The sequence below is a fragment of the Helicobacter typhlonius genome (assembly GCF_001460635.1).
GTDB lineage: Bacteria > Campylobacterota > Campylobacteria > Campylobacterales > Helicobacteraceae > Helicobacter_C > Helicobacter_C typhlonius.
The window spans coordinates 528,641-555,125 of record NZ_LN907858.1 but is presented as its reverse complement, the minus strand read 5'-3'; the positions used below and the strand labels follow the sequence as shown (position 1 = coordinate 555,125).

At 37.2% G+C, this 26,485-nt stretch carries 29 protein-coding genes; 12 read left to right on the top strand and 17 right to left on the bottom strand.

Going from position 1 to position 26,485, the window contains the following annotated elements; translation table 11 throughout:
• Nucleotides 1-9: 9 nt before the first annotated feature.
• The 8 genes from BN2458_RS02775 to BN2458_RS02740 all read right to left on the bottom strand — a co-directional run bounded on the left by BN2458_RS02775 (nt 10) and on the right by BN2458_RS02740 (nt 6,846).
• Nucleotides 10-1,191 (bottom strand): efflux RND transporter periplasmic adaptor subunit, encoded by a 1,182-nt coding sequence (locus tag BN2458_RS02775; protein ID WP_058122033.1) that lies wholly within the window; start codon nt 1,189-1,191, stop codon nt 10-12.
• 252 nt (nt 1,192-1,443) lie between these two features.
• Nucleotides 1,444-1,941 (bottom strand): S-ribosylhomocysteine lyase, encoded by a 498-nt coding sequence (gene luxS / locus BN2458_RS02770; protein WP_034343499.1) that lies wholly within the window; start codon nt 1,939-1,941, stop codon nt 1,444-1,446.
• Nucleotides 1,942-2,069: 128 nt separating this feature from the next.
• Nucleotides 2,070-2,504, bottom strand: a complete 435-nt coding sequence (locus BN2458_RS02765; protein ID WP_034325996.1) for a YqaA family protein — start codon at nt 2,502-2,504, stop codon at nt 2,070-2,072.
• 159 nt (nt 2,505-2,663) lie between these two features.
• On the bottom strand, nt 2,664-3,464 hold the full coding sequence (locus BN2458_RS10710; RefSeq protein WP_231944874.1) for a methyl-accepting chemotaxis protein: 801 nt from the start codon (nt 3,462-3,464) through the stop codon (nt 2,664-2,666).
• Between the two features lie 565 nt (nt 3,465-4,029).
• On the bottom strand, nt 4,030-4,521 hold the full coding sequence (locus BN2458_RS02755; RefSeq protein ID WP_034325994.1) for a PAS domain-containing protein: 492 nt from the start codon (nt 4,519-4,521) through the stop codon (nt 4,030-4,032).
• A gap of 243 nt (nt 4,522-4,764) precedes the next feature.
• Complete coding sequence (locus BN2458_RS02750) at nt 4,765-5,616, bottom strand: bifunctional riboflavin kinase/FAD synthetase (RefSeq protein ID WP_231944836.1); 852 nt, start codon at nt 5,614-5,616, stop codon at nt 4,765-4,767.
• Entirely contained in the window at nt 5,555-6,310 is a 756-nt protein-coding gene (locus BN2458_RS02745; RefSeq protein WP_034325992.1) for a TlyA family RNA methyltransferase, read from the bottom strand. Before BN2458_RS02745 ends, BN2458_RS02750 begins: the two co-directional genes overlap by 62 nt.
• Nucleotides 6,310-6,846, bottom strand: coding sequence for a hypothetical protein (locus BN2458_RS02740; protein ID WP_034325991.1), 537 nt, complete (start codon nt 6,844-6,846; stop codon nt 6,310-6,312). The genes BN2458_RS02745 and BN2458_RS02740 overlap by 1 nt, the downstream gene beginning before the upstream one ends.
• Nucleotides 6,847-6,951: 105 nt before the next feature.
• Here BN2458_RS02740 and BN2458_RS02735 point away from each other — a divergent pair, with 105 nt between their 5' ends.
• The 3 genes from BN2458_RS02735 (at nt 6,952) to rpsO (ending at nt 9,727) form a co-directional block, all read left to right on the top strand.
• A complete protein-coding gene (locus BN2458_RS02735; RefSeq protein ID WP_034325989.1) occupies nt 6,952-7,845 on the top strand; it encodes an aspartate carbamoyltransferase catalytic subunit in 894 nt (297 codons plus the stop codon).
• 159 nt (nt 7,846-8,004) lie between these two features.
• Nucleotides 8,005-9,321 carry an outer membrane family protein gene (locus BN2458_RS02730; RefSeq protein ID WP_034325987.1) on the top strand — a complete coding sequence of 439 codons (1,317 nt, stop codon included), beginning with the start codon at nt 8,005-8,007 and terminating at the stop codon, nt 9,319-9,321.
• Between the two features lie 133 nt (nt 9,322-9,454).
• Nucleotides 9,455-9,727: a 30S ribosomal protein S15 gene (gene rpsO / locus BN2458_RS02725; RefSeq protein ID WP_034325986.1), complete on the top strand. Its 273-nt coding sequence runs from the start codon at nt 9,455-9,457 to the stop codon at nt 9,725-9,727.
• On the opposite strand, the gene BN2458_RS10315 is transcribed toward rpsO, so the two are convergent.
• The 4 genes from BN2458_RS10315 to BN2458_RS02710 form a co-directional block, all read right to left on the bottom strand.
• Nucleotides 9,728-10,090 carry a DUF268 domain-containing protein gene (locus BN2458_RS10315; RefSeq protein WP_231944835.1) on the bottom strand — a complete coding sequence of 121 codons (363 nt, stop codon included), beginning with the start codon at nt 10,088-10,090 and terminating at the stop codon, nt 9,728-9,730.
• Nucleotides 10,091-10,167: 77 nt separating this feature from the next.
• Nucleotides 10,168-10,608, bottom strand: coding sequence for a hypothetical protein (locus BN2458_RS10310; protein WP_231944834.1), 441 nt, complete (start codon nt 10,606-10,608; stop codon nt 10,168-10,170).
• A 41-nt stretch (nt 10,609-10,649) separates the two neighbouring features.
• On the bottom strand, nt 10,650-12,692 hold the full coding sequence (locus BN2458_RS02715) for an MMPL family transporter (RefSeq protein ID WP_138117615.1): 2,043 nt from the start codon (nt 12,690-12,692) through the stop codon (nt 10,650-10,652).
• A gap of 197 nt (nt 12,693-12,889) precedes the next feature.
• Nucleotides 12,890-13,828, bottom strand: a complete 939-nt coding sequence (locus BN2458_RS02710; protein ID WP_034325984.1) for a D-2-hydroxyacid dehydrogenase — start codon at nt 13,826-13,828, stop codon at nt 12,890-12,892.
• A 65-nt stretch (nt 13,829-13,893) separates the two neighbouring features.
• On the opposite strand from BN2458_RS02710, the gene argB reads away from it, so the two are divergent.
• Both argB and BN2458_RS02700 read left to right on the top strand, forming a co-directional pair.
• Nucleotides 13,894-14,754 (top strand): acetylglutamate kinase, encoded by an 861-nt coding sequence (argB, locus tag BN2458_RS02705; RefSeq protein WP_034325982.1) that lies wholly within the window; start codon nt 13,894-13,896, stop codon nt 14,752-14,754.
• Between the two features lie 15 nt (nt 14,755-14,769).
• Nucleotides 14,770-15,252 (top strand): hypothetical protein, encoded by a 483-nt coding sequence (locus BN2458_RS02700; RefSeq protein ID WP_034325980.1) that lies wholly within the window; start codon nt 14,770-14,772, stop codon nt 15,250-15,252.
• A 159-nt stretch (nt 15,253-15,411) separates the two neighbouring features.
• On the opposite strand, the gene glnA is transcribed toward BN2458_RS02700, so the two are convergent.
• The 5 genes from glnA to BN2458_RS02675 all read right to left on the bottom strand — a co-directional run bounded on the left by glnA (nt 15,412) and on the right by BN2458_RS02675 (nt 20,672).
• Complete coding sequence (gene glnA, locus BN2458_RS02695) at nt 15,412-16,851, bottom strand: type I glutamate--ammonia ligase (RefSeq protein WP_034343208.1); 1,440 nt, start codon at nt 16,849-16,851, stop codon at nt 15,412-15,414.
• A 127-nt stretch (nt 16,852-16,978) separates the two neighbouring features.
• On the bottom strand, nt 16,979-18,277 hold the full coding sequence (locus BN2458_RS02690) for an ankyrin repeat domain-containing protein (protein ID WP_034343205.1): 1,299 nt from the start codon (nt 18,275-18,277) through the stop codon (nt 16,979-16,981).
• Complete coding sequence (trpS, locus tag BN2458_RS02685; protein ID WP_034343203.1) at nt 18,274-19,272, bottom strand: tryptophan--tRNA ligase; 999 nt, start codon at nt 19,270-19,272, stop codon at nt 18,274-18,276. The genes BN2458_RS02690 and trpS overlap by 4 nt, the downstream gene beginning before the upstream one ends.
• A 268-nt stretch (nt 19,273-19,540) precedes the next feature.
• Nucleotides 19,541-20,137 carry a YheU family protein gene (locus BN2458_RS02680; RefSeq protein ID WP_138117616.1) on the bottom strand — a complete coding sequence of 199 codons (597 nt, stop codon included), beginning with the start codon at nt 20,135-20,137 and terminating at the stop codon, nt 19,541-19,543.
• A 121-nt stretch (nt 20,138-20,258) separates the two neighbouring features.
• Nucleotides 20,259-20,672 carry a hypothetical protein gene (locus BN2458_RS02675; RefSeq protein ID WP_052082152.1) on the bottom strand — a complete coding sequence of 138 codons (414 nt, stop codon included), beginning with the start codon at nt 20,670-20,672 and terminating at the stop codon, nt 20,259-20,261.
• A 210-nt stretch (nt 20,673-20,882) separates the two neighbouring features.
• Here BN2458_RS02675 and BN2458_RS02670 point away from each other — a divergent pair, with 210 nt between their 5' ends.
• The 7 genes from BN2458_RS02670 to BN2458_RS02640 all read left to right on the top strand — a co-directional run bounded on the left by BN2458_RS02670 (nt 20,883) and on the right by BN2458_RS02640 (nt 26,469).
• Nucleotides 20,883-22,892 carry a hypothetical protein gene (locus BN2458_RS02670; RefSeq protein ID WP_034343201.1) on the top strand — a complete coding sequence of 670 codons (2,010 nt, stop codon included), beginning with the start codon at nt 20,883-20,885 and terminating at the stop codon, nt 22,890-22,892.
• 51 nt (nt 22,893-22,943) lie between these two features.
• Nucleotides 22,944-23,813: an ankyrin repeat domain-containing protein gene (locus BN2458_RS02665; protein WP_052082151.1), complete on the top strand. Its 870-nt coding sequence runs from the start codon at nt 22,944-22,946 to the stop codon at nt 23,811-23,813.
• On the top strand, nt 23,813-24,016 hold the full coding sequence (locus BN2458_RS02660; RefSeq protein WP_034343199.1) for a hypothetical protein: 204 nt from the start codon (nt 23,813-23,815) through the stop codon (nt 24,014-24,016). Before BN2458_RS02665 ends, BN2458_RS02660 begins: the two co-directional genes overlap by 1 nt.
• On the top strand, nt 24,010-24,660 hold the full coding sequence (locus tag BN2458_RS02655) for a PoNe immunity protein domain-containing protein (RefSeq protein ID WP_034343197.1): 651 nt from the start codon (nt 24,010-24,012) through the stop codon (nt 24,658-24,660). The genes BN2458_RS02660 and BN2458_RS02655 overlap by 7 nt, the downstream gene beginning before the upstream one ends.
• A gap of 51 nt (nt 24,661-24,711) precedes the next feature.
• The gene (locus BN2458_RS02650) at nt 24,712-25,014 is read left to right on the top strand and encodes a hypothetical protein (RefSeq protein ID WP_058122032.1); all 303 of its coding nucleotides are present in this window, start codon (nt 24,712-24,714) and stop codon (nt 25,012-25,014) included.
• 104 nt (nt 25,015-25,118) lie between these two features.
• Complete coding sequence (locus BN2458_RS02645; protein WP_034342193.1) at nt 25,119-25,742, top strand: hypothetical protein; 624 nt, start codon at nt 25,119-25,121, stop codon at nt 25,740-25,742.
• A gap of 37 nt (nt 25,743-25,779) precedes the next feature.
• On the top strand, nt 25,780-26,469 hold the full coding sequence (locus tag BN2458_RS02640) for a hypothetical protein (protein ID WP_034342191.1): 690 nt from the start codon (nt 25,780-25,782) through the stop codon (nt 26,467-26,469).
• The last annotated feature ends 16 nt before the right edge of the window (nt 26,470-26,485 follow it).

The window sequence follows — 26,485 nt, the reverse complement described above, 5'->3', positions numbered from 1 at the left end:
AGCTTCTCCTTATTTTTGCTCTTGTTTTTTATCTTGCATCTTGTTTTGATTTTCTTGCGCACCCCCTTGAACATTTGTGGCTTTTTTGGAATCTGCTCCTATTGGGCTAAGTGGCACGCCTTCACGAATTTTTGAAAGTTGGTTTAATACAAGAGTATCACCATTTGACAATCCGCTTGCAATAAGCACTTGATTATTTCGCAGATTCTGTCCGAGAATAACACGTGCAATTTTCGCCTTGCCTTCTTTAATAATATAGACATAGCTGCCTTGAGAATCTTGTAAAAGCGCACTTTGAGGAATAGTGATAGCATTTTGAGCTTCAAAACCCTTTAAGCGCACTCTCACAAATTCATTAGGTAGGAGTTTATGTTCTTCATTATCTACAATTGAACGCGCTTTAACTGTGGAAGTCTGGGCATCAAGCACACTATCAACAAAATCAAGTTTGCCTAATTTGTCATATACTTTGCCATTACCAAGCACAAATTCAACCTGAATACGCGCATTTTCTAATCCACGCATCAAATAATAATCTGTATTAGGAATGGCAAACTCTGCGTAAATTGGGCTTAATTGCGTAATGGTCGTAAGCACTTCTTGTCCATTTGCACCTACAAGATTCCCTACATCATAGCTACGCATACCAATTCTACCGCTAATAGTCGCCACTACATCAGTATAGCCTAAATCAATTTTTACATCATCAAGTGCAGCTTGTGTGCTTGCCACATTTGCTTGAGCAGAAAGAAAGTTTGAGCGCGAAGTATCATATTGGTCAATCGTATAAACACCCTGTTTATAAAGTTTTTCCACACGTTTCCAATCGCGATTTGCCTTGATAAAATTTGCCTCTGCAGATTGCCATTGTGCTTTAGCCTGATTCACTTTTGCAATATAACGTGCAGGGTCAATCTTAAAGAGTAATTGCCCCTCTTGAACAATATCACCTTCTTTAAAATTCTTTGAAAGCAGCACACCTTGCACTCGTGCATATACACCTACACTTTGGATACTTTTTAATCTTGCAGCATATTCAAAACTCAAGCTTACATTTTGATGAGCAATATTTAAAGTTTCCACTTTAAGACTTGGGATTTCTTTACCTTGCTTATCAGAATCTGAACAAGCCATAAAGCCTAACATAAGGCTAAAAGCTATACTTCCAAAAATGATATTATAAAAACGCATTAAAATTCCTTTCTATTTATGAAATTGAGCGATTGTATCGTTTTTTTTTTTTTTTTGCAATATGCAATCATAAGCCTTGTTTGTGAAATCAAAATGAACTATATAAAGTAAAATCTCCTATCGGCATTTTAAGTAAATCTAAATAAACCTAATATGCGAGATTCCAAAATATATGTAATAATTTACACCTTAAATATTTTAGAATCTTATAAGCAAGTATGAGGATTGTTCCTTATTACCTTGTGCTTAAAATTATGCAAAATCTTTTAAAAGCAACTCTTGTGTATTCATTACACTTACGCCTTTATCAAGCACTACTTGAGCAATATCTTGCGCCTCTTTAAGAGAGTGCATTTTAGCAGTGCCACATTGATAAATATTAAGCTCGGGAATCGCTTTCTCATCGCGGATTCTTAACACATCGCGCATACTTGCCTCCCACGCTTCTTTTACATCATATTCATTTGGCGCACCTATCACGCTCATATAAAATCCTGTGCGACAACCCATTGGCGAAATATCAATAATCTCCACACGCGTATTATTTAAATGCTCTCGCATAAAGCCTGCAATCAAGTGTTCCATTGTATGGATACCTTTCTCGCTTAGAATCTCGCAATTTGGGCGGGAAAAACGCAAATCAAACACGCTAATCACATCACCTTTTGGTGTTTGCATAGTCTTTGCAAGACGCACTGCTGGGGCTGGCATTCTTGTATGATCAACCTTAAAACTATCAAGTAATGGCATAAAAACTCCTTGCATAATTTTGTGAATCTTTACTCTTTCAAATATTCACTTTTTTGCATAACATTATACAAATTTAAACCTAGTTTTTGCCAAATATAGATACAAAACATACTCTAAAATTTTACGCTTTACCCCATAAATGGCACGAGGATTAAAGCATATCGTAGCATTTTACCAAGTGCAATACCTACAATGCTTAGTATTTGATTGTAACGAACAATACCAAGTGTTAAAGCAAAAATATCGCCCACAAATGGAGCAAAAACAAAAAACGCATAGATAAAACCAAATCGCTTGATTTTTGGTGCAAAGGCATTAATTTTATCTTTTGCTTTTGGAAAAAATCGCTCTATAAACGCGTATCCACCATAATAGGCAAGATAATAGGTGCTCAGGCTTCCTAAAATATTTCCTGCACTCGCAACAATCCACACAGCCAAAGGCTCAAACCCAAAGCCCACAAATCCCACTACAAAAGCTTCAGAACCAAGTGGATAAAGTGTGCTTGCCACAAAACAAATAGCAAAAAGTGCGAGTAATCCATATTCATAATATTCAGACATTGTTATCTTCTACGCACTCTTATATCCCTAGATTCTAAACCTACATCTCTCATCTACTTTTATAAATGTTTGAATAAGATTTATATCAAACTCCTATGAATAAACCCACAAAACCTTATGTAATAAAATCCGCATAGAATCCTATAAGTTTTCAAGGGCTCAAGCACTCTGCTCTTGTGACTTATCTTTTTCTTTCCACATATCAGCAAGTTTTTCAAATTCTTTAAAGAGAGTGTCGGTAGTTTCTTCCATTATTTTGAATGATTCAAGGACGTGTGGATGACACATATTCTCATTACAAGAAAGCGCATCATTTAGACCATTTTTGGCAGATTCTACAATACTCTTATGAGTATCAACAATTTTTTCTAATACCTTTGTCCCAGCATAATGCACATTGCCACGTTTTTGCAACCAATTATCAAAAACTAACATAATATTATTTGTAAGATTTTCATCATTGACTTCTTTAAGAACATCATCATACACATCACTCTTAAAAATGAGATAATCTGTCATTAAAATACTACTATACAAACGTGCATTGATAGTCATTATGGAAGTTTTAATTTCTGATGAATAAGAGTTAATTTCTTCAAAAGTTGATCCAAATCCATTCATTGTATTGCCAAAATCATTCATTTGCTCAGTCATCTTCTGAGAGTTTTCATAAATCTCACTTGTAGCCTGTTGGAAGAGATTAATTTGTGTCCAAATATCTTTTGTAGAATGCTGCGTTTTTTCAGCAAGCTTCCTCACTTCATCGGCTACCACTGCAAAGCCCCGTCCGTGTTCTCCTGCTCTTGCTGCTTCAATGGCAGCATTGAGGGCCAAAAGATTTGTTTGGTCTGCTACATCATTAATCACATCAACAATTGAATTAATCTCACCAGAACGTTCGCTCAATCCACTCACCGAATCACTATTAACCACAACAAGCTCTCGTGCTTGCTCAAGCATACGCATAGAATCTAAAATCTTGGCACAATTTTCTTGAGAATAGGTTGCCATTAGTGATATTTTTTGCAAAACATCACTAAGAGTTGCCAAAATTTTATAAAAATCATTTTGTATGATTTTTTGTTGTTGTGGATTCTTATTGATATTTTTTAGGGCAAAATTAAGTTCTCTCTTTGCACTCATTTTTGCCACTTCCCTACTTGCATTGATATTATTATTAACATATGTGCCTACTGCTTGTAAATTTGGTAATATCCCATCAGTCAAAAATGGTCTAAAACTCCCCATTTCCAAAGATTTACGAATGACAATATTATTTTCCCGAATAAAAGTTTCCAAATTATTAAGCAATTCATTCAAACCTCGCGCAATATGGCAAACTTCGGTATTACCGATATTTGTTATTCTTGGCTCAAAATTACCCTTTAATGTCTCATCAATTAAATATTTAACTTTCTTTACCGCTTGTCTGTCTTGTTTTATTTTTGCTGTGAGATAAAAAATATATCCAATTAAAAGAACACATAAAACGCCTAAAATTGCAATAATCATTTCCCACCTCCTTTTATTGCTCTACTTGCGTATGCAAAATGAAATCCTCATAGCTTTCACCCAGCTCTTGAAAATGTTTGTGAAAAAGTGCCAAGCCAGATTCTATACCACCATTTTTTTCTGCTTCTTTTATTTTAGCATAGAGTTCAGTAGCGATTTTTATCCCTTTTGCATTTGGTTTTCTCCGCACAGAATAGTATCCAATAATATTGTCATTCATATCAAAAGATGGTGTTACATTCGCAAAAACCCAATAATAGCTTCCGTCTTTAGAGAGGTTTTTTACATATACATTGACTTCTTCTCTATTTTGGATTTTTTTCCACAAATATGCAAAAATACTTCGTGGCATATCAGCGTGCCGCACGATATTATGAGGTTTGCCCAAAAGCTCTTGCTCGGTAAAACCAGAAATATCAATAAATGCTTGATTGCAATAAGTTATTTTGCCCTTTGGGTCAGTTTTTGATACCAAAAAACCGCTAACAATTTTCTCTCCACCCATTCAAATCTTCCTTTTTTAAATAAATCCTCCAACGACTTAGACCTCTTTTACCGAAATCTGTATTAATAAACAAAGTTTAAATAAATAAAATAAAACAAAAATATTGAAAATGTATAACATTGCGACAAAATGAGGCTACAAAAAGCAAAGATTCTAAAAAATGTAGAGAAAAAGTATTTTGTAAGGCTTTCTTTATTTGAAAATTTTAGAATCTTTACTTCACAAAATGTGTTGCACCCACAACTACAATGCTAAATTTTTATCCGCATTATGCAAAATCTCCCCAGCCTCTTGCACATCTTGTGTAATCGCTTCTTTCAAGCACTGCAGATTCAAAAACTGCTGATTGTCTCGTATTTTTTGCACGAAAAATATCCCTGCTCTATCGTTAGGCAAAATATGAATCTCACGTTCGAGTATATGCGTCTCTATACTAAAAGCATTGTCGGTGCTTAGGCGATTTCCTATGAAACTCACGCTCGGTAGCAATTCCTCTCCAAGCTGCGTGAAAGTCGCATACACACCATTTTGTGGCAACACATAATCCTGTGCGCGAATATTGATAGTTGCATAAAGCACCTTTGAACCAAGATTCTGTCCGGGTATGATACCACCCTCTATATAATAGAATCTACCAAGCATTTTTGCCGCCTTTTGCATATCACCCGCGCGGATAGATGCTTTAATGAGGCTTGAATGCACACTCACACCATTGACGCGAAATTCAGGCATAACTAGCACCTTTTTACCAAAAAATTCTATAAGCTCATTCACGCCATACGCGCGATTTTTGCCAAAAGCAAAATCATAGCCCACGACTAATTGAACCAAAGAGGGAAATTTGTCATTGATAATTTCCATAAAGTATGCGCCACTCCAGCCCATAATCTCCTCAAAGCACACCGAAATAACGGGATAAGGGCTATACAGAGCTTTATTTGGTGTAAGCGTCTCGCCCTTGCTCTCTATGCAGAGCAAGGTGCTTTGAGGTGGTAAATGCGTGATTAACGCCCTATGGGCAAGGTGCATACCATCAAATTTTCCCAGTGCCAAACCCTGAATCTGTGCGTCTTGCGGCATAGATAAAAAACTCAATATTCCCCTCCTTTCCTGCTATATCGCTTTGCGCGGTGTGAATAATGTTAAAATCTTCGCGCACATCAAAACAAAATTTTTCTAAAGCCTTGAATCCTATATTTTTATCCTTAATCACACCCTTTTTGTCTCTTTCGATATGCTTACCAACTTCAAATTGTGGCTTAAAAAGCCAAATATATTCCTTACTAGAAATGCGCTTGAAACTCTCTACAAGCTTATAAAGCGAGATGAAGCTCACATCGCACAAAAGCAGGTCAAAGCCTATTTCATCATTAAAATCCCTCGCATCACATTGCTCAAAAACTCGCACTCTAGAATCTTCCCTTACACTCGCGTGAAGCTGATTTGTCCCCACATCGACACACACCACCTCACGCACACCGCATTCTAAAAGCACTTGCGCGAAGCCTCCGGTGCTAGAGCCAATATCGCATACTCGCTTATTGTGGAGATGATTTTGCTCCCACAAATGCGCCTCCTCAAGTCTCTTAACAAAGCTTCTTAGCTTGTATCCTGCCCTGCCAACGAGCAAACCCTGCGTATCAATATGAATCTCATCGCTGGATTCTAACAATGTGGCATTTCTATAAACTTTTTTACCATTGACACTCACGCAACCTAGTGCAATAGCCTCTTGTGCCTTTGTGCGTGAGGATAGAATCTTAGAGCAGTAATTGTCTAATCGTTGCATTACCTTGCGAGATTACCTTTTAGTTTTATATAACCAAAGTCAAAGCTAATATCGCCAATCCCCTTTATATGTGCAATGAGCTTTAGGCTATCTCTCCCTCTAAATCCAATGCTACTAAATGAGACTTTGTAAATGTCATTATACACAATATCAGGCGCGAACTGCCCCAAATCTCGCTTGTCTTGTATAAGCACTTCATATGCCTCAATGCTTTTGTATGTATTTTTTAATGTGAAAGAAAGTCTATTTTGCGCTATTTTTTCATCTCGTGCATACATTTCTACTAAAAACACCTCATCACTGCCACTCACAAAATCTTTGCTCACTTCATTCATATAGCGCACAATCATCAACACGCGTGTGCGATTATTATCTAGAATCTGCCCCTTGCGCATCGCCTGAATGGCATTTTCTTTTTGTGTCTTTTGCGTGCTATTATGAGCTGAAGGGATATGCACGAAATCTTTACGATGAAAATCACTACAACCCACACACAGCACACACATTATGATGATAAAAATTCTAGTAAATAACATATCCGTAACTTTGCTTAGATTCTATGAATATTGCAAGAAAGCAATGTAATTTTATCACAAACTTTGATACAATAGCGCAAGATTTCACATAAAGGATTCTATTTTATGCAACCACCCAAACATCTCCTTCGCACAAGCGACCTAAGCACAGAACAAATTGAATCTATCCTCTCATCAGCCCAAATCTATAAAGATATGCGCCATAGGGAAAGCCTAAAAAACAAGACAATCATTACAATTTTTTTTGAAAACTCCACACGCACACTCTCTAGCTTTGAAATCGCTGCTAAACGCTTAAGCGCTGATGTAGTGCGACTTGATGTGAGTAAAAGCTCTACTGCTAAGGGCGAGAGTATGTCTGATACTGCAGCTAATCTTAACGCTATGAAACCTAATGCAATCATTATTCGGCATAAAAACGCTGGAGCTGGGTATTATCTCAAATCTCAAGTGAGTTGTTCTATTATTAATGGTGGTGATGGCGCACACGCACACCCTACACAAGCCTTGCTTGATTTACTTACTTTAAAGGAGCATTTTGGTAATGATGTGGAGAATCTTAAAGGCAAAAAAATTGCCATTGTGGGTGATATTAAAAATTCACGCGTGGCAAATAGTAATATAGAATTGCTTACACGTTTTGGTATGGAGGTGATTTTGGTTGCTCCACCACATTTTCTTCCACCTACAAATCTCTACACAACAACATATTTGCGTGAAATTGCCAAGGAAGTTGATGTATTTATGAGCTTACGCACGCAAACTGAAAGGCACGATAAGCAAATTTATGGCTCACTCAAAGACTATGCTTCACAATATTGCATTACACCAGAAATTTTAGGCGATAGAGATGTGATTGTTTTGCACCCCGGACCTGTGCATCGTAATATTGATATTGATGATGAGGTTCTTAAAGATCCTCGTTGCAAGGTTTTGGAGCAAGTAACCAATGGTGTATGTGTGCGTATGGCAGTGCTAGAGTTTTGTATTTGTGCTTAAGTCGCCTATCTTCGCCTTTTTTGTTTCTTGTTTTATTGTAATGTATTAAGTAAAAATTAAGTATAAAATGTTAAAATACATATTGTATTCTTAAAAATATGTAAATATTTACAATATTTTTTAAGAATATTTTAATTTCTACAACACAAAGGAAAGAAAATGAAAAAAACTTTAGCGTATATAGCTTTAGGGGGGGGGTTGCTTACTTCTAGTCTCAATGCTTTTGATTATAAAGTAAGTGGTTCAGCAGAGAGTTTCACAAAGTGGGGTTTTAACAACCAAAAGTTTGATAAAGCAAACAATCAAGCACCAACAGAGAGTTTTACAACATTATTCGCACAGCTTAATCTCAATGCAGATTTAGGAGCAGGATTCAAAGCTGGACTTGGCGGGGCTATTGGTGGATTAGCTTTTGATTCTACTCGCAATGACTCATTAGTCTCTAATATTGGTTCGCCTGTTGTTACAGCATATTTTGGAACTGCGTGGGATAAAGAGAGGGTGCAAAACTATATGGTGCAAAATGCTTTTTTAGAATATAGCTATGGAGAGAATGTGTATCTTAAAGCAGGTCGTTATGAATCTGGAAAGGTTGGGGAATGGTTTAGCGGCTACACTCAAGGGGCAGAAGGTTATTTTCAAGCAGGTGGTGTAAAACTTTGGGGCTTTTTATCAAATCGCCGTGCCTTTGCATATGACCAATGGTTTAATGATTTCTATCGTGTGCTTGGCACATATGCAGGTGGGGCTACGCGTAATATTTATGCAGCAGGACTTGATTTTAGCAGTAGTGGGCTTACACTCTCTGCATTTTCTTACTATACTCCGGGTGTATATACCGCACCTGGGGCAAGTATCACTTTTGATAGTAATCCGAGCAAAGAAGCACAGGGATTCAAATCTTTAACTAAAATTCGATTTCTTGCTCCTGTGGCTGATTCAAGTAGGATAGGATATGCAGATGCTAGATGGGGTGAGGTGGAAAAATACTCTTATACACTTCATATTGAGCAAAAATTTGAAATAAATATGTTTTTCTTTGGTGCAGGGTATTATCAAAACTTTGGTAATGCAAGTGAACTTATAGGGCGTTGGGGGAATCCTCTATCACTTGATATTTGGACAGGAAGTGCGTATGATATAGGGCAGGCTCTTAATGACATTATAGGGAGAAATGCAGTTACAGGTTATGGCTTTTTAGGTGCAAATTATGGAAATTTTGATTGGAAAATTTTAGGACGCGGCACAAATAGCCCAAGAAGTGCAGAACAAAGCGTGGCATTTATCCTTAATTATCAAATCCGTGAGGATATTTCTATAGGTGGAAAATTAGAATGGTTTAGTGATACAACTAAAGCAGGATATAGTCCTCTTGGAGGTTCTTATGTAGATCAAGCAAATAGACCAGCAGTGCTTACTAACAATCGTAAAGATGACCGCTCTCACGCATTTTTCTATATACGCCATACTTTTTAATGGCTAGATTCATAAGTGAGGACTTTCACTTAAATAAATAGTGAATCTTTGTAGATATGGGGCTTATTTTATGCGTTTTTTAGGTTTTTAGGATAGAATGCGTCCTTTAATTTATACCAATCAAGGAGGTCAAATGGCTTTAGATATGGCGAAAAAGAAAGAGATTATCGCGAAGTTTGCACGAGACAGCAAAGATACAGGCTCAAGTGAAGTGCAAATTGCGCTACTCTCACAAAGAATTGCGGATTTGACAGAGCATTTGAAAGCAAATCCTAAGGACCACTCAAGTCGCTTAGGACTTTTGAAGCTCGTAGGACAGAGAAAATCACTTCTTGGCTATCTTAAAAAAACGCAATATGATCGCTATGCCAAGCTCATTACAGAGCTTAAGCTAAAAGATAGATAACTACTTCTTTTCAAAGGCAAATAGCCCGGTGCAATAGCTTCTCTTATGCGGTGCAGGAAGAGAAGCTATTGCATTTTGGTTTATTTGCAAACTCTCATTTTCCCACTTCATACATTCTACAACATCAAGTGTATCGGGGATATAGCCCATTTCTATAATTTGCATTTCATCAAGCACATCTATAATACTTTGTGGCTTGTAGATTCTATGCGCATTAAAACATAGTCTATCTTCACTCGCCACTGGCACACTGAAAAATAACCTACCCTTAGACTTTAACACTCTTTGAAATGACTTGAGTGCTTTCTCCCACGCGTCAGGCTCTATAGGGTCTCCATATCTCCCAAGCCCAAAATGCTCCACACTACATAAAGCCGAGAGAGATTCTATAGAATTATCCGCAATACCCGCTAAAAGCGTGGCATTTTCTTGGATATAGGTTACCCCCCCCCCCCCGCTTTTAAGAAGCGAGTGTCAAATTGATTATCCATAGGACGAATATCAAACAAAACAACCTTTTGTTTTTGTGCGAGGAGATGAGCGATAAAACCATTTACACTAGAGCCCACATCATAATGCACACTCGGCTTATACTCTAGCACCTTTTGCGCACCCCATATATCTTGTATAAAATATTGCTTATCAATAGATGTGCCATTTTGGGCATATTTGTCTTCTAAACAAAGATAATCCCACGCATTATCAAGCTTGAAACGCTCATCTGCATTAAGTCGCGTGTAGTCTGCCTTATCTTGTGCGATTTCCGCCTTACTCATTGGCTTACCACCCTTTGCATAAGTCCATAATCTAGAGCAAAGCTTGTATAGAAGGCGCAATATCTCTCGCAAAATCTTTCTTCCTAGAGATTTTTTCTGTTTCATTCTTTTCCTTTATGTAGTGAGATAAGGCGCGGATTCTAACATTACTCCTTGCCTTTTTGGCTTAAACGCGCAGTGATAAGGAGGATGAGCATACAGCACATACCGGTAAAAATCACCTCGCCAAAGGAGTTGAGTGCCTTTGTCTGTGAAGTAATAAGTATCCCAAAGCTTATACCGGTAGTGAGTGCGGAGAATAAAATCGCGTGAGTAGATCGGGGATTTTCCCCCTCTTTTATTGCATAAATCCCATAATCCACACTCACAACAACAAGAATAAGTAATGCAAAAAGGTGCATCATATTGAATCCGCTATGGCTTGCCACAACACATAAAGCCATACTCAGTGGAAATAGCACAAAAGCCCACGCGTGGAGAAAAGCCCTACCCGTGCTAAAAGCAAGACTTACAAGCATAATACAAAACGCGCTAAGCAGCACAATTAGCATTGGCTTATAAATATCATCTGCTAAGCCGTCCATAATCTCTTGCAAGGAGCGAGAATCAAACGCAATATGAGCTTTTGTGATAGATTCTAATTCTTGTGTATTCCATAGATATGCCGGAGATTCTCCGTGCGTAATATCATCAAGCAATGAGCGCATTGCCTCAAGCTGGGTGTGTGAAAATGAGGCGAGATAATAATATTGTGAAAGCTGTGAGTTGCCCTCATTGATATGAAACTTTATCTCACCTATATGTTGCAAAAGTCCGCACACAAAGAGCATAAGCCCCTCTTTTTCTTGTGCAAAAAGAAGCACTTGCTTTTGATTTTTATCTGCCAAAGATTCAAAAAATGCCTTTTGCTCTAGCATTGTAGTATTTTGATAATCAAGCTTTGATAAGTCAAAATCAAGCTTAAGCGCGTTAAAAACAAAAATAAACCCTGCAAGTGAAATTACTAGGAACACAAAGCTAGGCACAATGCCCTTATGAATCTTCGCCACACTTGCAAAGATTCTAGGCTCTTTAAAGCCTACGCGTGGATAAATAAATGCAAAACTCACATAAGCAACACTAAGTGAAATCATCGCATAAAGGGCAAGTTGCGCCAAAAGCGGAAAAGGCACAAAGAGGCACACGCCAAAGCCCACCATTGTGGTGAGATAGCCATAAAATACTGCTTTATTGAATCTTGGGCGTGGCAGTGAGGCATTTGCAAAACTTGATGAATGTGTGTAAGCACCAAAAAAATGGTGGTGCATCATATAGTCAATGGCAATGTTTGAAATCCCCATACCAAAGCTTAGTGCCATAATTGTAACCTTAGGATACACACAAAGTGTGAGCAAAATCGCTATTGTATTTGAAAAAATCAGTGTCAAAATGGTGCAAAATGTAAGAAAAGGTATGCGAATAATCACAAAATATAGCACAATAAAAACGAGCGAGGCAAAGCTCAAGAGGAAATTGACCTCCTGCAAAATCAAATGCAAATTCTCTACACGCATAAAATCTGGCGAAAAATACACCAAAGTGGGATAAGTCTTTGCAAGATTCTTGAATGCTTCTAATGTGCCTTGCAATGCGCTATCCTCGAGACTCTCTAGCTCTACAAAAAGCATTAGCCCATAGTCCTTAGCCTCTAAATGCTTTGGTATATCTTGGCTAGATTCTATATTTTTTGCTGTATCTTGCAGAGTGTGTTGATTGTAAGAATTGCTTGAGGGATTAGCAAAGTGGTGCAAAAGTGGTGCAAAAATATTATTAGCATCTGTGCTTACAGCTTTAGAATCTTGCTTGAATGAAAGCAAATACTTTTCATTATGCGTCAAAAAATCATAGAGTTGCGCCTTAGCCCCCACATCATAGGCAACAATAGAAGCGACATTAGGCAAGGCTAAAAGGTATTTTTCAATCTCCTTTAGCTCTGTGAGTGCATTTTCATCAAAGCCTTTAATGGCGAGTGGCACATATTTTGAACTTGCAAAATACCTATGCGCCTCAATGAGAGTTTTGCTTTCATTTTGCGGAAACAAATCAAGCACCTCTTGGCTAATCCTCTCTGGCTTAAAAGTCAGCACAAAAGCACAAAGCACCGCGATAAAAAGTAATATAAAGATAAAAAAAAGTTTTTTGCCCTGCAATTTTGCACCCCTTATTGATGATTTGCCCTTGCCCTGCAATACTTGCTACCCTGCACATTTATCCCCGCCACAGATTCTAAAATCCTAGATATAAATTATAGAATCTATATCTTAGATTCTATAAAGTAAAACACAGGCTTGATTTTTTTGTTGCCACAAAAACATAAGCTCAATCAAAACACCCAGAAGCCACAAAACTAAAGGTTTTTTTGCTCTACATAATCTTGTATATTTTTTGCTGTAAGTGCGATTAAACGCTCCCTTGCCTTATCATACGCCCACGCGGTATGTGGCGTAAGGAGGAGCTTATGAGTAATGCTAGGATTCAAAAATGGGTGATTTACCCTCATTGGTTCAGTCTCTAGCACATCTGCGCCAAAATACATATCTTTACTTTTTAGAATCTCGGCTATGTCCTCCTCATTCACAATCCCGCCTCGCCCAACATTAATGAGTAATGCGCCATCTTTAAGGAGATGTAAATTTGTGCGGTTTAAGAGATTTTTTGTTTGAGGATTAAGCGGGGCGTGGATAGAGATAATATCGCTACCTGAAAGCAAAGATTCTAAACTTTTACGCTCATAATCACTCTGTGTATTTTTCCCACTTGTAGAGTAATAACTCACCTGCGCGTCAAAGGCTCGTGCCAAATGCGCCACGCGCTGCCCTATACTACCAAAACCAATAATTCCCCATTTTAGATCCTTAATCTCCCTTAATCCGCCATTGATATGCACGAAAATGGGGCTTTTGCTCCACGCACCACTTTTACAATACTCATCATAGTAATTAAGTCGCGCCAAAAGAGACAGCGCAATACTCAAGGTATGCTGCGCTACTGAATCTGTCGAGTATCCGGCGACATTTTTAACGATAATGCCCTTTTTTGCCGCAAAGTCCAAATCAACATTATTCATACCTGTGGCGGTAATACAAATGAGCTTCAAATCACTAAGTTGCGATAAAATCGTCTCATCAAGCACGACTTTATTTGTAAGCACCACCTCCGCGCCTTTGCAACGATTTAAGACTTCATTTGGTGCGCTAAAACCATAGCTTGTAACCTCTCCTAGAGCGTTAATCGCACCTAAGTTGCATTCACCTAGAGTATCTGCATCAAGTATAACAATTTTCATATCTTAGTCCTTTGAATAAAATTTGAGATATAATAGCATCTCACTTTTTCAATAGGGGTTATTTTATGCAAAAAAATACTAGGGTTGTGAAAATATTGCTAGATTCTCTCCCATTTATTAGAATCTTTCGTGGCAAGATTATCGTAATTAAATATGGCGGCGCAGCCCAAAGCAGCCCAGAACTCAAAGAAAAATTTGCTTTAGATATTGTCATTATGTATATGCTCGGGCTTAAGCCTGTGATTATCCACGGCGGGGGCAAACGCATTAATGAAGTGCTTGATACTATGGGGATACAAAGCTCGTTTAAAGACGGCTATCGTGTAACTTGCGCGGATTCTATGCGTGTAGTGGAAATGGTGCTAAGTGGCGAGATCAATAAAGAATTGACCGCGTTTTTAAACTTCCACGGAGCAAAGGCGGTGGGTATAAGTGGCAAAGACGCTCATTTACTCCAAGCGGTGGCGAAAGATGATGGTGCGCTTGGCTACACAGGCGACATTACACAAGTCAATCCCGAGTTTTTACTGCAAGTTATTGACAATAGTTTTGTGCCCGTGATTGCACCTATTGCAACAGGCGAAGGTGCGGGGCATTTGGGCTATAATATCAATGCCGATCTTGCCGCGTGCCATATCGCAAAAGCTTTGAAAGCAGAAAAGGTAATTTTTCTAAGCGATATTGCCGGGGTGCTTGATGCAAACAAAGAATTGATTTCTACACTCACACCAAAAAGCATTAGGGCACTTGAAAAAGAGGGAGTAATAAGCGGTGGAATGATTCCAAAACTCGAAGCTTGTGTGGATTGCGTGAAAAATGGTGTGGAAAAGGCACATATCATAGACGGACGCGTGGAGCATTCTTTGCTTTTAGAGCTTTTCACATCGCAGGGTATTGGCACACAGATTTACGATGATACACATTAATGAGGCAGGGCAAAAATGACTTTAGATTCATATCAATACAGCTTTTTAGAGAAGTTATGGCTCAAGCTAGAATCTCGCTCGGCAGACAAAAACACAGAGTATATTATTATGATCTTGCCCGTTATACTCTTTATGCAAAAAGAACGGCTCGATACTCTGCTTGATGATTTACCAAAGATTTTAGCACTCTATCTCAAGCCCCACCTTATCCAGCGCGTTTTTAGTCATATTGTGATTAAGCTCAAAAAATATGACAAAGACGAACAACTTTTTCTACAAGAACGTCATAAGGCACTAGAGTGTATCTCTATAAATATCCAGCTCTACGCACTTGTGCTTGATTTATTTGAGGATAAATCAGAACACGAACTTGCGATTATTGAAGAAATCGTGCGTAAAAAATATGACAAAGACTATCAGCTCAACAAAAAGAGTCGCCGACTGCTTTCCTATCAAGAAAAATATTGTAAAGACAAAGAAAATGTGATAAAAAATTAATCTTAAGGTATTTATATATTGTAAATCTTGCTATTCACGCGAATTGCAACGCGCAAACTAAAACAAGGTAGATTCTAAGCGCAAGATTTACAAACAAGATTCTATATACTCTAAGCACGGGGCAATGCTGTTCTTAAGTAGCATTGCCTACACTAGAATCTAGCAACTATAAGTAGTAAGGAACTCAAATGGGTGAGGGCGTGCCTCCCAAGGCCAAATCTCTGTTTCAAACTTATATGCTTTATAAGTTTGGATAAATTCTTCACTAAATACACCGCCTTCTTTAAGATATGCTTTATCAACAAGCATTTCCTCAATAGCGTGGCGCAAAGTGTGTGGTAGTTGTTTAATGCCTTTTTCGCGAATTTCATCTAAAGTAAGTTCAAAAAGATTGATTTCCATAGGCGCGCCCGGGTCAATTTTGTTTTTTATCCCATCAATTCCTGCGAGTAAGAGGCTTGCAAATGCAAGATAAGGATTTGCAGAGCTATCTGGGAATCTAAATTCCATTCGTTTTGCTTTCTCACCGCTATTATATGGGATTCTGATACTTGCAGAGCGGTTTTGTGCGGAATAAGTGAGGATACTTGGTGCTTCAAATCCCGGTATAAGGCGTTTATATGAATTTGTGCTAGGATTTGTAAAAGCCGCCAAAGCCCTAGCGTGTTTCAATACACCGCCTAAGAAATGCAATGCCATTTCGCTTAAGCCTTGATATGCCTCTCCTGCAAAGAGATTATGTCCGTCTTTCCAAATGCTGATATGCACGTGCATTCCGCTGCCATTATCGCCATAGAGTGGCTTTGGCATAAAGGTTGCAGTTTTGCCATTGAGGTGGGCGACCATTTTGACAACATATTTAAGCTTTTGCACATTATCCGCCGCTTCAAGCATATCGCCAAACTTTACGCCAATTTCATTTTGCCCTTGTGCGACTTCGTGGTGAAGCACAAAAGTTTCTAATCCTACTTGGTTTAGCACCTTGACAATTTCAGCGCGTAAATCCACCATAGAATCCACAGGTGGCACAGGAAAATACCCGCCTTTTGTGCCGGGGCGATGTCCCATATTCACGCCACCTTCAAATTCACGCGCACGATTCCATTCACCCTCTTCGGAATCTATCTCATAATATTGACAATTCACAGAATCTTTAATCTTAATAGAATCAAATACAAAAAACTCATTCTCTGGTCCATAATACGCCACATCGCCAATGCCGCTTTCTTTAAGATATTTCATTGCGCGTTTGACAATACTACGCGGACATTTCTCATAAGGCTCATTTTTATAAATATCCCAAATATCACAAAATACCACCGCAGTTGTATCCGCAGTAAATGGGTCAATGAAATACCGCACAGGTTCGGGGATAAGCATCATATCGGATTTATCCACAGGCTGCCACGCAGGGATAGAGCTACCATCAAAAGGTATGCCCTCAAAACTTTCTTCATTAATCGCACTGCGTGAAAAGCTCAAGTGATGCCACACGCCTTTAATATCACTAAAACGAAAGTCAATAAATTCCACTTCATTTTCATCGCAGAATCTAAAAAATTCCGCCACTGCTTGTTTGTCTATACTTACTCTACTCATAAATGCTCCTTAAAATGCCTTGATAGAATCTCAAATGCGTGGATTATAGCATAAGTAATACCGCTTCAACAAACAAAAGTTTTTCAATGCAATTTCATTTTGATTTTACAGATTCTATATTTTTGTGCTATTTTGAATTTGTTTTGCGAAATTCTAGCTCATCTCTTGCTCTACAACTTGTTGTTTTAGCAAGAACTCGTAACTCTTCATCACTAAAAGATGAGTATTCATCGTGTTGGTCTATGATACAGGGCTTACATTTGGGTTTATCGCAGAAAAAATATGTTTTAAATATGCCATCATTAACCCTTTTGCCTTTAGGACTATACCAAATTCCCCTGCCATCGGGATACAAGTCAAAATCCCATACTTCCCCATAAGCTTTGAGTGTGCCTTTTATCTCACAAGAAAAGCCACCAAATAATAATTGATAATTTCCTCCTGAATTTTGCACACTAGCATTATTAAAAAATTGCGCAATATCTTCTTTACTAAAGTTTTGCGTTTTAAAATCACAATTTGCATTAAAATCTCTTTTATTTGCATCTGAATCATCTCTAATATTAAAGTCTAATATCTCAATATTTGCTTGGGCAGCATCATATTGATTTGCAAATTGCTCTAAAAGCGGTGTTATTGTCGCTCCTGCATTTTTAAGTCTGTGTATTTTAGTTTCTTGGTTTTGTATCAAAGATATTCTTGCCTTTTTAGCTTCTTCATCATTATTATCGATAGGCAGTGAGAGCTGAAAGCTAAGATTATAAGGATATTCTTCTCCTGCTCGTAAGGTTAAAAAAAGTGCGTCATTATAGGCTTCTTGGTAACTATCAATAGGCAAAAGCTTTTTCACAAGGGTAAAAGTTTGCTCATTATTTGCAGCAAGAAAAAGAGCTTTGCTCTCACCCATAAGATGAATATCTGCTCCTTTTGAAAGCATATAGGGCAAATGCTCAAAATACCGCTCAATAGGCGTTAAATCTCCATTACTTTGATTAATATCTGCACCAGATTCTATGAGGATTTTTGCAATATCAAAATCTTTAGCAATAAGAAGTGGAGACCACGACTGCCCCTCCTCGCCATCGGGGCTTAGTCCAAGTGAAAGCAAATAGGTTAAAATCTCCTCACTCCCAGCCCACGCTGCCTTTCCCACAGCACATATATTTGATGAATCTAATGCGTGGAGATTTACCCCCTGCTTTATTATTGCTTTGAGTTCCTGCAAATTTTTTGATTGCGTAATGGCGGCAAAAAAAGCTTTTTCTAATTGCAGATTGCTTGTTGATTGCAAGGGCTTTTGTGTTAGATTTTGGGCGGAATCTCTATCTATTATGGTTGTTATGGAATGTTGCTTTAAATCCTCTTTGTTTTCTTGCGAACAGCTTATGAAGCATAGGGAGCAGAGGAAATAAACAAAAATCCTCATACAAGCCCTACTAATCTTTTAGCATTTTCATAAGTATTTTTTGCTATAGGGCGGATAGAATCTGCACTTTTTGCAAGCACAGATTGGATATATGCTTTGTCTTGGCTGATTTTGGCATAGGATTGCTGAATAGGACGCAAAGATTCTATAATGACTTCCGCAAGAGCCATTTTTAAATGCCCATAGCCTTTGCCTTCAAATTCTGCCTCAATGCTTTTGCGGCTTTTTTGTGTGAAAATCTCATAAATGCAAAGCAAATTATATAGCCCTGCGCGAGATTCATCAAAGACAATATTGCTTTGAGAATCTGTAACTGCCTTCTTGCATTTGCGCGTGATGATATCGGGGCTATCAAGTAAAAATATTGCGTGATTTTCACCTTGAGCAGATTTACTCATTTTGCTTTGTGGATTATCTAGTCCCATTACACGCGCACCAACTTGAGGTATCGTTGGTTCTGGGATATTGAAGCACTCTCCATAATCGCGATTAAATCGCATTGCAACATCGCGTGTAAGCTCTAAATGCTGCTTTTGGTCTTCACCCACAGGCACAAAATCGGCTTGATAGAGCAAAATATCTGCCGCCATAAGTGCAGGATAATTAAATAAGCCGACATTAATATTTTTTGGATTCTTATTTGATTTGTCTTTAAACTGCGTCATACGACTCATATCGCCCATAGGAATATTGCAGTCTAAAATCCACGCTAATGCGGCGTGCTCGTCAATTTGACTTTGAATAAAAAGATGTGATTTTTTCGTATCAATCCCACAAGCAAGGAGAATGCCTGCAAGTTCATAGGTTTTGTTTTGTAATTCTTGTGGGTCTTGTCGTATCGTAATGGCGTGAGAATTGACTACACAAAAGATATTTTCATATTGCTCTTGTGAATCTACCCAATGCCGCACCGCACCTAAATAATTGCCTAAATGAATATTGCCTGTGGGTTGAATGCCTGAAAAAACGCGCTTTTTGCTTGAAGTGTGAGACATACTATTCCTTAAAATAAAGTTTATAGAAATTAAGTTCCAAAAGCAGTATTGTATCAATTTTAGCTTATATCACTTATATATTTTACTTCGATATTAAGTTAAATAACTTTGAGTAAAAGGAGAAGCGAGAAAATCTAGTTTCAATAGACCAAAACGACTTGGCAAAGCTAAAGGATATTTTAAAAGATTATCCTGCGCAAATATCTTGCTATGAGATAAACATTAAAGGCGAAAATGGAGAATGCCCTTTGATTAAAGCCTTACAATCTTATACTAAGAGATTTCGCGGGATTTCCTCAATCCTCGCAAACATCTTGGAAGTCTCATCATCTACCACAACCGCTTCACCTTTTTCAAGGCTTTCTAAACCTTGCATAAATTTTTGCAAAGAAAGAAAATAAGCCAAATCCCACTCGTCCTCTTCAAATATCGTGCCATACTTGTTTCCCTTTGTGGTGAGGATTTTATACTCCTCAATCTTGCCTTGCAAAAAACTCTCAAAGTCCTTGCCCTGCGCGTTTTTTCTGCCCTTGTGAAGCCCAAGAAAGAGTGCGTATTCTAGCACTTCTAAGGTTTTATCCTCAAACATCGCAAAGACAAAAGGCACGATTTCTCCCTCTGGCTTGGTATATACATCATCGTTGCTAAGCCCTTTAAGGTCTTTTGCGTTTAAAAACAAACTTAGCCCCGCTTTTGGCAAAGCAAAGAAGCTATTATCTAGCACTTCCTCGCTAAAAAGCTTGTTTTTAAGTGCGTAGATAAAAACTTGCTGCGCTCCTGTAAAAGTTTTTCTGTAATTATGCACCGAATGGTAATAAGAAAACGCCTCGGTGTAAATTTCACCAATACTAAAAGGGCTTAGCAAATCCCATATCTTTTTTAAAGTCTCTCCCTTTTTTATCCCTAAACACTCAAATTCTTTCGTTTGCGCCTCAAGCTCAAGTATATCACACCAAGCATATCTTAGCTCCTTTAAATAATCTTGCTTAAATTCCACGCCATTTTTGATAAGAAGTTCTGCAATATCTACCCTGCCACCATCTTAAGGCACTTGCTAAAAAATCACGGCTTTTTTTGCCACCCTTTTGCGAAAGCAAAAATTCTTTATCCTGTGCGTTTTGGATAATAAATTCTATAAGCTCTAAAGGCGCACATTCAAGCGCATACTTTGTTTTGGTGGTTTTTTCTTTTATCTCCACAAAGTATTTTGTATTGTTTATACATTTAAGCACTCTAGCTAAATCTTTATCGCTGATTTTCTTATTTTTCTTGCTTTCAAGGATTTGCTTTAAGTCCCCCAACGCTTGTTGCAAATGCTCTACATAAGAGCCAAACTTCTCTGAGCTGGGTCCTTCTTTTATAAAATCGCAAACTGCTTTGATGTCTTTAAGTTGTTTCATTTTTTCTCCCTTGAATCATTCTTGCGTGCTACATTATATTGTTTTTTTGTAATCAAGTCCAGGCGTTGAATCTGCAGACAAAAGATTCTAAAAATTGCATTGAACCTTGTAAATCCCTAACGAATTTTATACAATGTTAAATGAAAACACAAATTTTGCAGAAGTGCGCTTTCATATCAAAGAGTTTCAAAAGGTGTAAAAGGAGAAAGTTTGCGATTAGAATCTATTGTTTTGACAGCCGTGCTTCTTGTGCTTGCTTGTGCAAGTTTCTTTTTGATTGTCAATGTATTTGAGTTAAGCCATACAAGTATTGCGCTTATCATTTTTATTTTGGGGCTGATTTGCGCAAAATTTGTCTTTCCTATGATGATAAAAGCCAAAGTAAATCAAAAGAATAAAGAATCTAACAAAGAGGCGCATACAACGAAAAGAGCAAAAGAAAAAGCCATAAAGATAGAGGCACAAGATAGGAGTGATGAGTCTATTGAGATAACATTTCCAGAGGAACAAGAGCAAGAAAGCTTAGTGAAGGATACATTAAACTTAAAGCAAGTAGTGAGCGACCCAAACTCTATTTACCACACAATAATCCACAACAAAAGAACTTTGCTTGATTTTCTTTTTATGCAAAGCAAAAAGAGCGGGAGAATCCCAAATATCGCTCTTTTCTTTGGCTTGGATTGTAAAATTAAGAAAAAAGACATTAAAGCTGTTTTGGACGCGTTTAATATCAGTTTTTATGATGAAAATATAAATGAGAATTTTAAAAGAAGCTTTGCATTTATCACACAAGCAAAGGCTGATTATGGGTTGATTGTGCTAGAAAAAGAAAGCGGAGAGCTTATTGATGTCATTCTTGCTAATGAAACGATAAATGATATATATGATTTAAGTCTTGAAATCTGGAATCTCTTTGAAAACGCTAACCCTTATCCACAGGCAAAAAACTTAAGTGGTAAGAGTTGTCTGCTTTTGTATGATAACTTTATCACGCGATATAGTGGGGATATATACTTTCATATGGGTAGTATTAGCTCACTTGATATAAGAGAAAGGCTTAAAGATAAAAGGGAGCAAAATATCTTTGGCTATATAGAGCGAGGCGTATCAAGTGGCATTGATAGTAGCGAATATGAATACAATAAGGAACAAGCACAAAAGGCATTAAGGGCTTTAAGTGAGTATTTTGATGATGATATGTTGGCTTTTGTCAATATGACTAGCTTTAATGCACCCTTTAGTGCGCTAGTCAAAGATAATGGCAAAAAGCTACAAGTGCTGTTTTTTAGCGATGAATACGATTCTAATGGAGTAGATGTTGATAATAATTTTTTTACTGACCCTTATCTAGCCCTGCTTGATACACTAGGAGAAGAGGAGGAAATCTATGCGGAATCGCTTTATGGTGTAAATTTATTAGAACCAAAAGAACAATATGAGGAACTTTTCATAGGTGGGGAAGCTACCAATTATGATTGGCAATTACTTTCTTATGAGAGGGTGCAAAATCAGCAAAACTATAAAGAAGCCTATAATGCAACCATAGAACAACTTAAAAAATCTCTACAATCTGGAGAGCAAACACTCTTTTATGAAGATATTTTAAAATATGAAGATTCTCTAAAAAATAGGGTAGATTCTCAAATACTACACAAAAGAGGCAAAGCAAAAAGACAAATGGGTAATAAAGAGGTAGATAGCACAGACAGAGAGGGTGCTTATGATATGCTTTTTAAGGCAATTATGCTTTCAGATTTTGATTTGTTTGAGGAGGCAATCGCTAATGGAGCAGACGCAAATGGTGTAGTAAGTGCAAAACAAGCGGAGAGCGAACTTGCAAGGGAGCAATATTTGTGTGAAGAGGGTGCAAGTCATTATGCTATGGCGGTTGGCAAAATTTTAGATTGCATAGCACTTGATGATGAGGATTTGAGTGAGGAATCTTTGAAAGAAGAATGTGAGGAAAGCTTTAAGATTGTCTATGCGATGAGGGATTTAAATCCCTGCAATGAGGCATTAGAATTCACAAAAGAAATGTTGCAAGATACACACGATGACTGGTGGTATGAAGCTTACAAAGAAGCTGATGAGTTTGGCTATGAGGGTGATTTAGATGATGAGGAGGCACTGCATACTTGGCTGAGAAATCATAAGCCTCTAACATACTTTGAAGTGCTAGGCAAAGAGCTAGGTTTAGAACTAGAGCTAAGCTGGGAGTGAGCCTTGAGAGAATTAAGGCTTCAAGATTAATCTTACAAAAAAGGAGACACAATGAAAACACTAGAGGAAATTAAGGCTATGGATAGAAAGCAAAGAAATGCTCTTGTAGACGAGTTATATGCACTCATTGAAACAAATGATATAGAAAGGGTAAAGGCATTTTTACAAGAATATCCCTTACAAGAGAGTTTTTATGAGGCAAATATTAAAGACGGCACATACAAGCTTTTTTTATTTCAAGTAGAATATGTCCTTGCCAAAGCAGCAATGGCGTATGAGAAATATAAAGACCCTGCAATGATAGAGTTTTTACAAGAATGGGGCTTAAGGATTGATTACCACCACAATGGATATGGAAGGAATGCCTTGACATCATACATTGAAAAAGGTGGCGAGGATGAAGTAGTCATCAAATATCTTTTAGATAAGGGCTTAACTTGTGAGAAAAGAGGAGATGATGGTTATGGCTGGACTTGTATGCATTGGTGGGCTAGGCGTAATGATTATAAATCAATTGAAATTGCGGTTACCAAAGCAGGAGCAAATGTAGATGTGTTAGATAAATTGGGAGAAACACCTTTGTTTCATTCGGTAGAAGAATCTTCAAACTACAAAGCTACTCAGATTCTAATAGAGCTTGGGGCAAATGTGAATTATTATACCGGAGCTTACACTCCCTTAGATGACGCACAAGGAGCTAGAAATAAAAAGCTTCTCAAAGACGCAGGGGCTAAGAGTGCTAGGAGTTTTCGCAAGATTGAAAAGGAGGCACATTTGGCATTTGGAGTGGATCTTGATGAACCAGATAAAGAGGCTTATCACGCGGCGTTGGATAAATTAACAGACGAACAACGCGAAGAAATAAATAAACTCGTCAATCAAGGAATTGCTGAGATGATGAGCAAGCAAAAGGCTAAGTAATGGCTAAGGTAACTCTTAATTTTAGTGATGTGAAGCTTCATATCAAAGAATTTCAAAAAGTTTATATACTAGGGGGTTGCTCTCTGGTATTTTATAAACCCAATCATTTAAAAACACGAGATAAGGCAAAATATTTAAAATGGCAAAGTGATTTACGCTCTTTAAGGCATTATACATCAACACTAAAGGGGACACAATGCTAAGAGATCCCAAAAGAAGTAAAGAAGAATTAGACGAGCATATAAGGGAATTTGAGGAAGAAATCAAAAAGGCTATAGAGTTGCTCTCATCAAAACAAAATGTAAATAAAGATTTAGTGTATTTTTCTTTAGATGGAGATAGATTAGAAAAAGCTTTAGCAAAATATGCGCGTGGAGATGATATAGCGGAGGTTAAAAAAGAGCTAGAAATCGCAGTGCTAGGGCTGCAAGAACACCGCCTAGAAACGGGATTTGATATTACTTTGTATGGAAAAAATATTGAGGAATTTTGTGTAAGGATATTGTTAGATATGGATACTTCTTGTTTGCTAAAGCTTATAGAGGAAGATGAGGCAAAGAGAAGGGATATTTACAATAGAGATTGGTTTTTGCATTTTATAGGCACAAAGGGTAAAAATCTCAATTTAGAGCGAAAATGTGCTTCTTTTGCCAAAGAACACGAACTGATTAAAGAGTTTGTAGCGCTCAAGGACATTAACTTTTTGCATCAATATATGAAAAAACACACGAGATTAAGAGAGCCTATAAATACTTGGAATCTTCAAGGTGCCGCTGTGGTAAAAATAATGAATTTAGATAAAGATGAATTTAAAGACTACAAATACTTTCCCTATGATTTGATATAGAATCTTATCTGTTGCATTAAGGCTTAAAAATAAATTTTAAAAGGAAGCACAATGGAAGATTTAGCAAAATTACAAAAGCGTTGGGAAGAAGCATTTGAATCTATACCCAAACTCTATGAAACACCCGAAGGTTTAATGGTAAATTTCACTTTAAGTGAAGATACTGATACGATACTCTTTGAAGAACCTTGGGAAAACTTTGAACTAGAAGATGATGAGGAAGCAGAGTTTAGTAAGTCTTGGAGCAAAGCAGAGTGGATTATAACGCAGATTATTGGAGAGGGATTTGCACGACTTGGGCTTATAAGTTATTTTACTGCAGGTGTCAAAGAAGTGCGAGCTTGGAGATGGTGATGTAATGCACTTTAGATTCAATGTCTAACCTTGCTTTACAAAAAAAAAAAAAATGATACAATATGCAGATGAAAGATGCTAAATTAAAAAAGGAAGGGTAAAAAATGGGACAAAGATTAAGCGTTGTCGTCATAGAAGATGGCGAAATTTTATGCGGGATTTACAATCAATGGGGCGGGTATAATTATAAAGTGCATAGTATAATGGATTTAGCATTTAGTATTATGCGAATGGAGGACGCGACATTTAAAGAAAAGGGATATAGCCCTATGGAACGCGCTGTTTATTATACATCAATGTTGATAGACGGTTTAAATTCGTTAGAAAAAGATGGTGGCGAAAATCCAACTGTAGAACGACAAGACGCAGAAGAATACAGGATAAATATGAACTTGCTTAAGGCGCGGAATATAGAACTTGGACAAGGAAGTAATCAAATCTTGCTTGGGGAGAGTGCAATAGAATTACTTGGTCAGGCAGAGGGCTATGCGATTTTAGATATAGGGGAAAAGCTCTCAACACATATTAAAAATAAAATAAATAATGGCAGATATTATTTGAATAATCCGGAGGCTTTTTCAAGGCTTCAGGTGCGTTCATCACAAGATGTAGAAGATGATATAGACATTTTAATGCAGGGTGAGGAAAGTAATTTCGGCGAGGTTTTGGGTAATGATGAAGTTGTGATTTTTCACCTTAATGAACACAGAGAGGGTAGTCTTTATTAATAATTTTAGATTTAATAATGGGAGTAAAACACTTTAAATGTCTCAACAAGAATTCTTAGATGAAATTGTTATAAATTTTTGCAAAAAGCTAGACAAATTTTCAGCACAATATGGCTTAAAAACAGAGGAATTTATAACTTTTGGTGTTTTTGATAATTTACTTTTTACTTTTGAACATTATTTAGAACAAGAGGAAGATTGCATAAGTCTTGATGTTTCTTTTAGGGTGAAATCCGTAAAAAGTGATGAGATTCTATGCTCTAGCCTAGAGCTTGATGAGCCTGATTTGGACTTTAAAATCTTAAATGAATATGGTGTTAGATCTTTTCCTTATTCTTTTAAAAGTATGGAATTTTCTAATATGCAAGAATTGCAAGAATTTGCTTTAGATGATATGCCTAGTAATTCTTATCATAATTTTTTGAGTGCTTACAAGGAGAGCATAGAATCTCTTTTGGAAGCCTTTAAAATCGACACATCTAGCACGATACAAGGACTTTATGATTTTATTTATAAATATGAAAATAATAAAGATGTGTTTTGGAAAGATAGAACCCTAATGCAAATTTTACTTCTTATAGAGTTAAATCAAAAAGAACAAGCACTTAAGATTTTAAAAAATGACCCAAGAACTAATGAAGAACGTAAGATTTCTATAGAATATGATAATGGGGAAGTAGAAATATTTGATATTTTGATTTATTCTTTGGAGAATAATATTATATAGTATCTCAAGCCAAAAA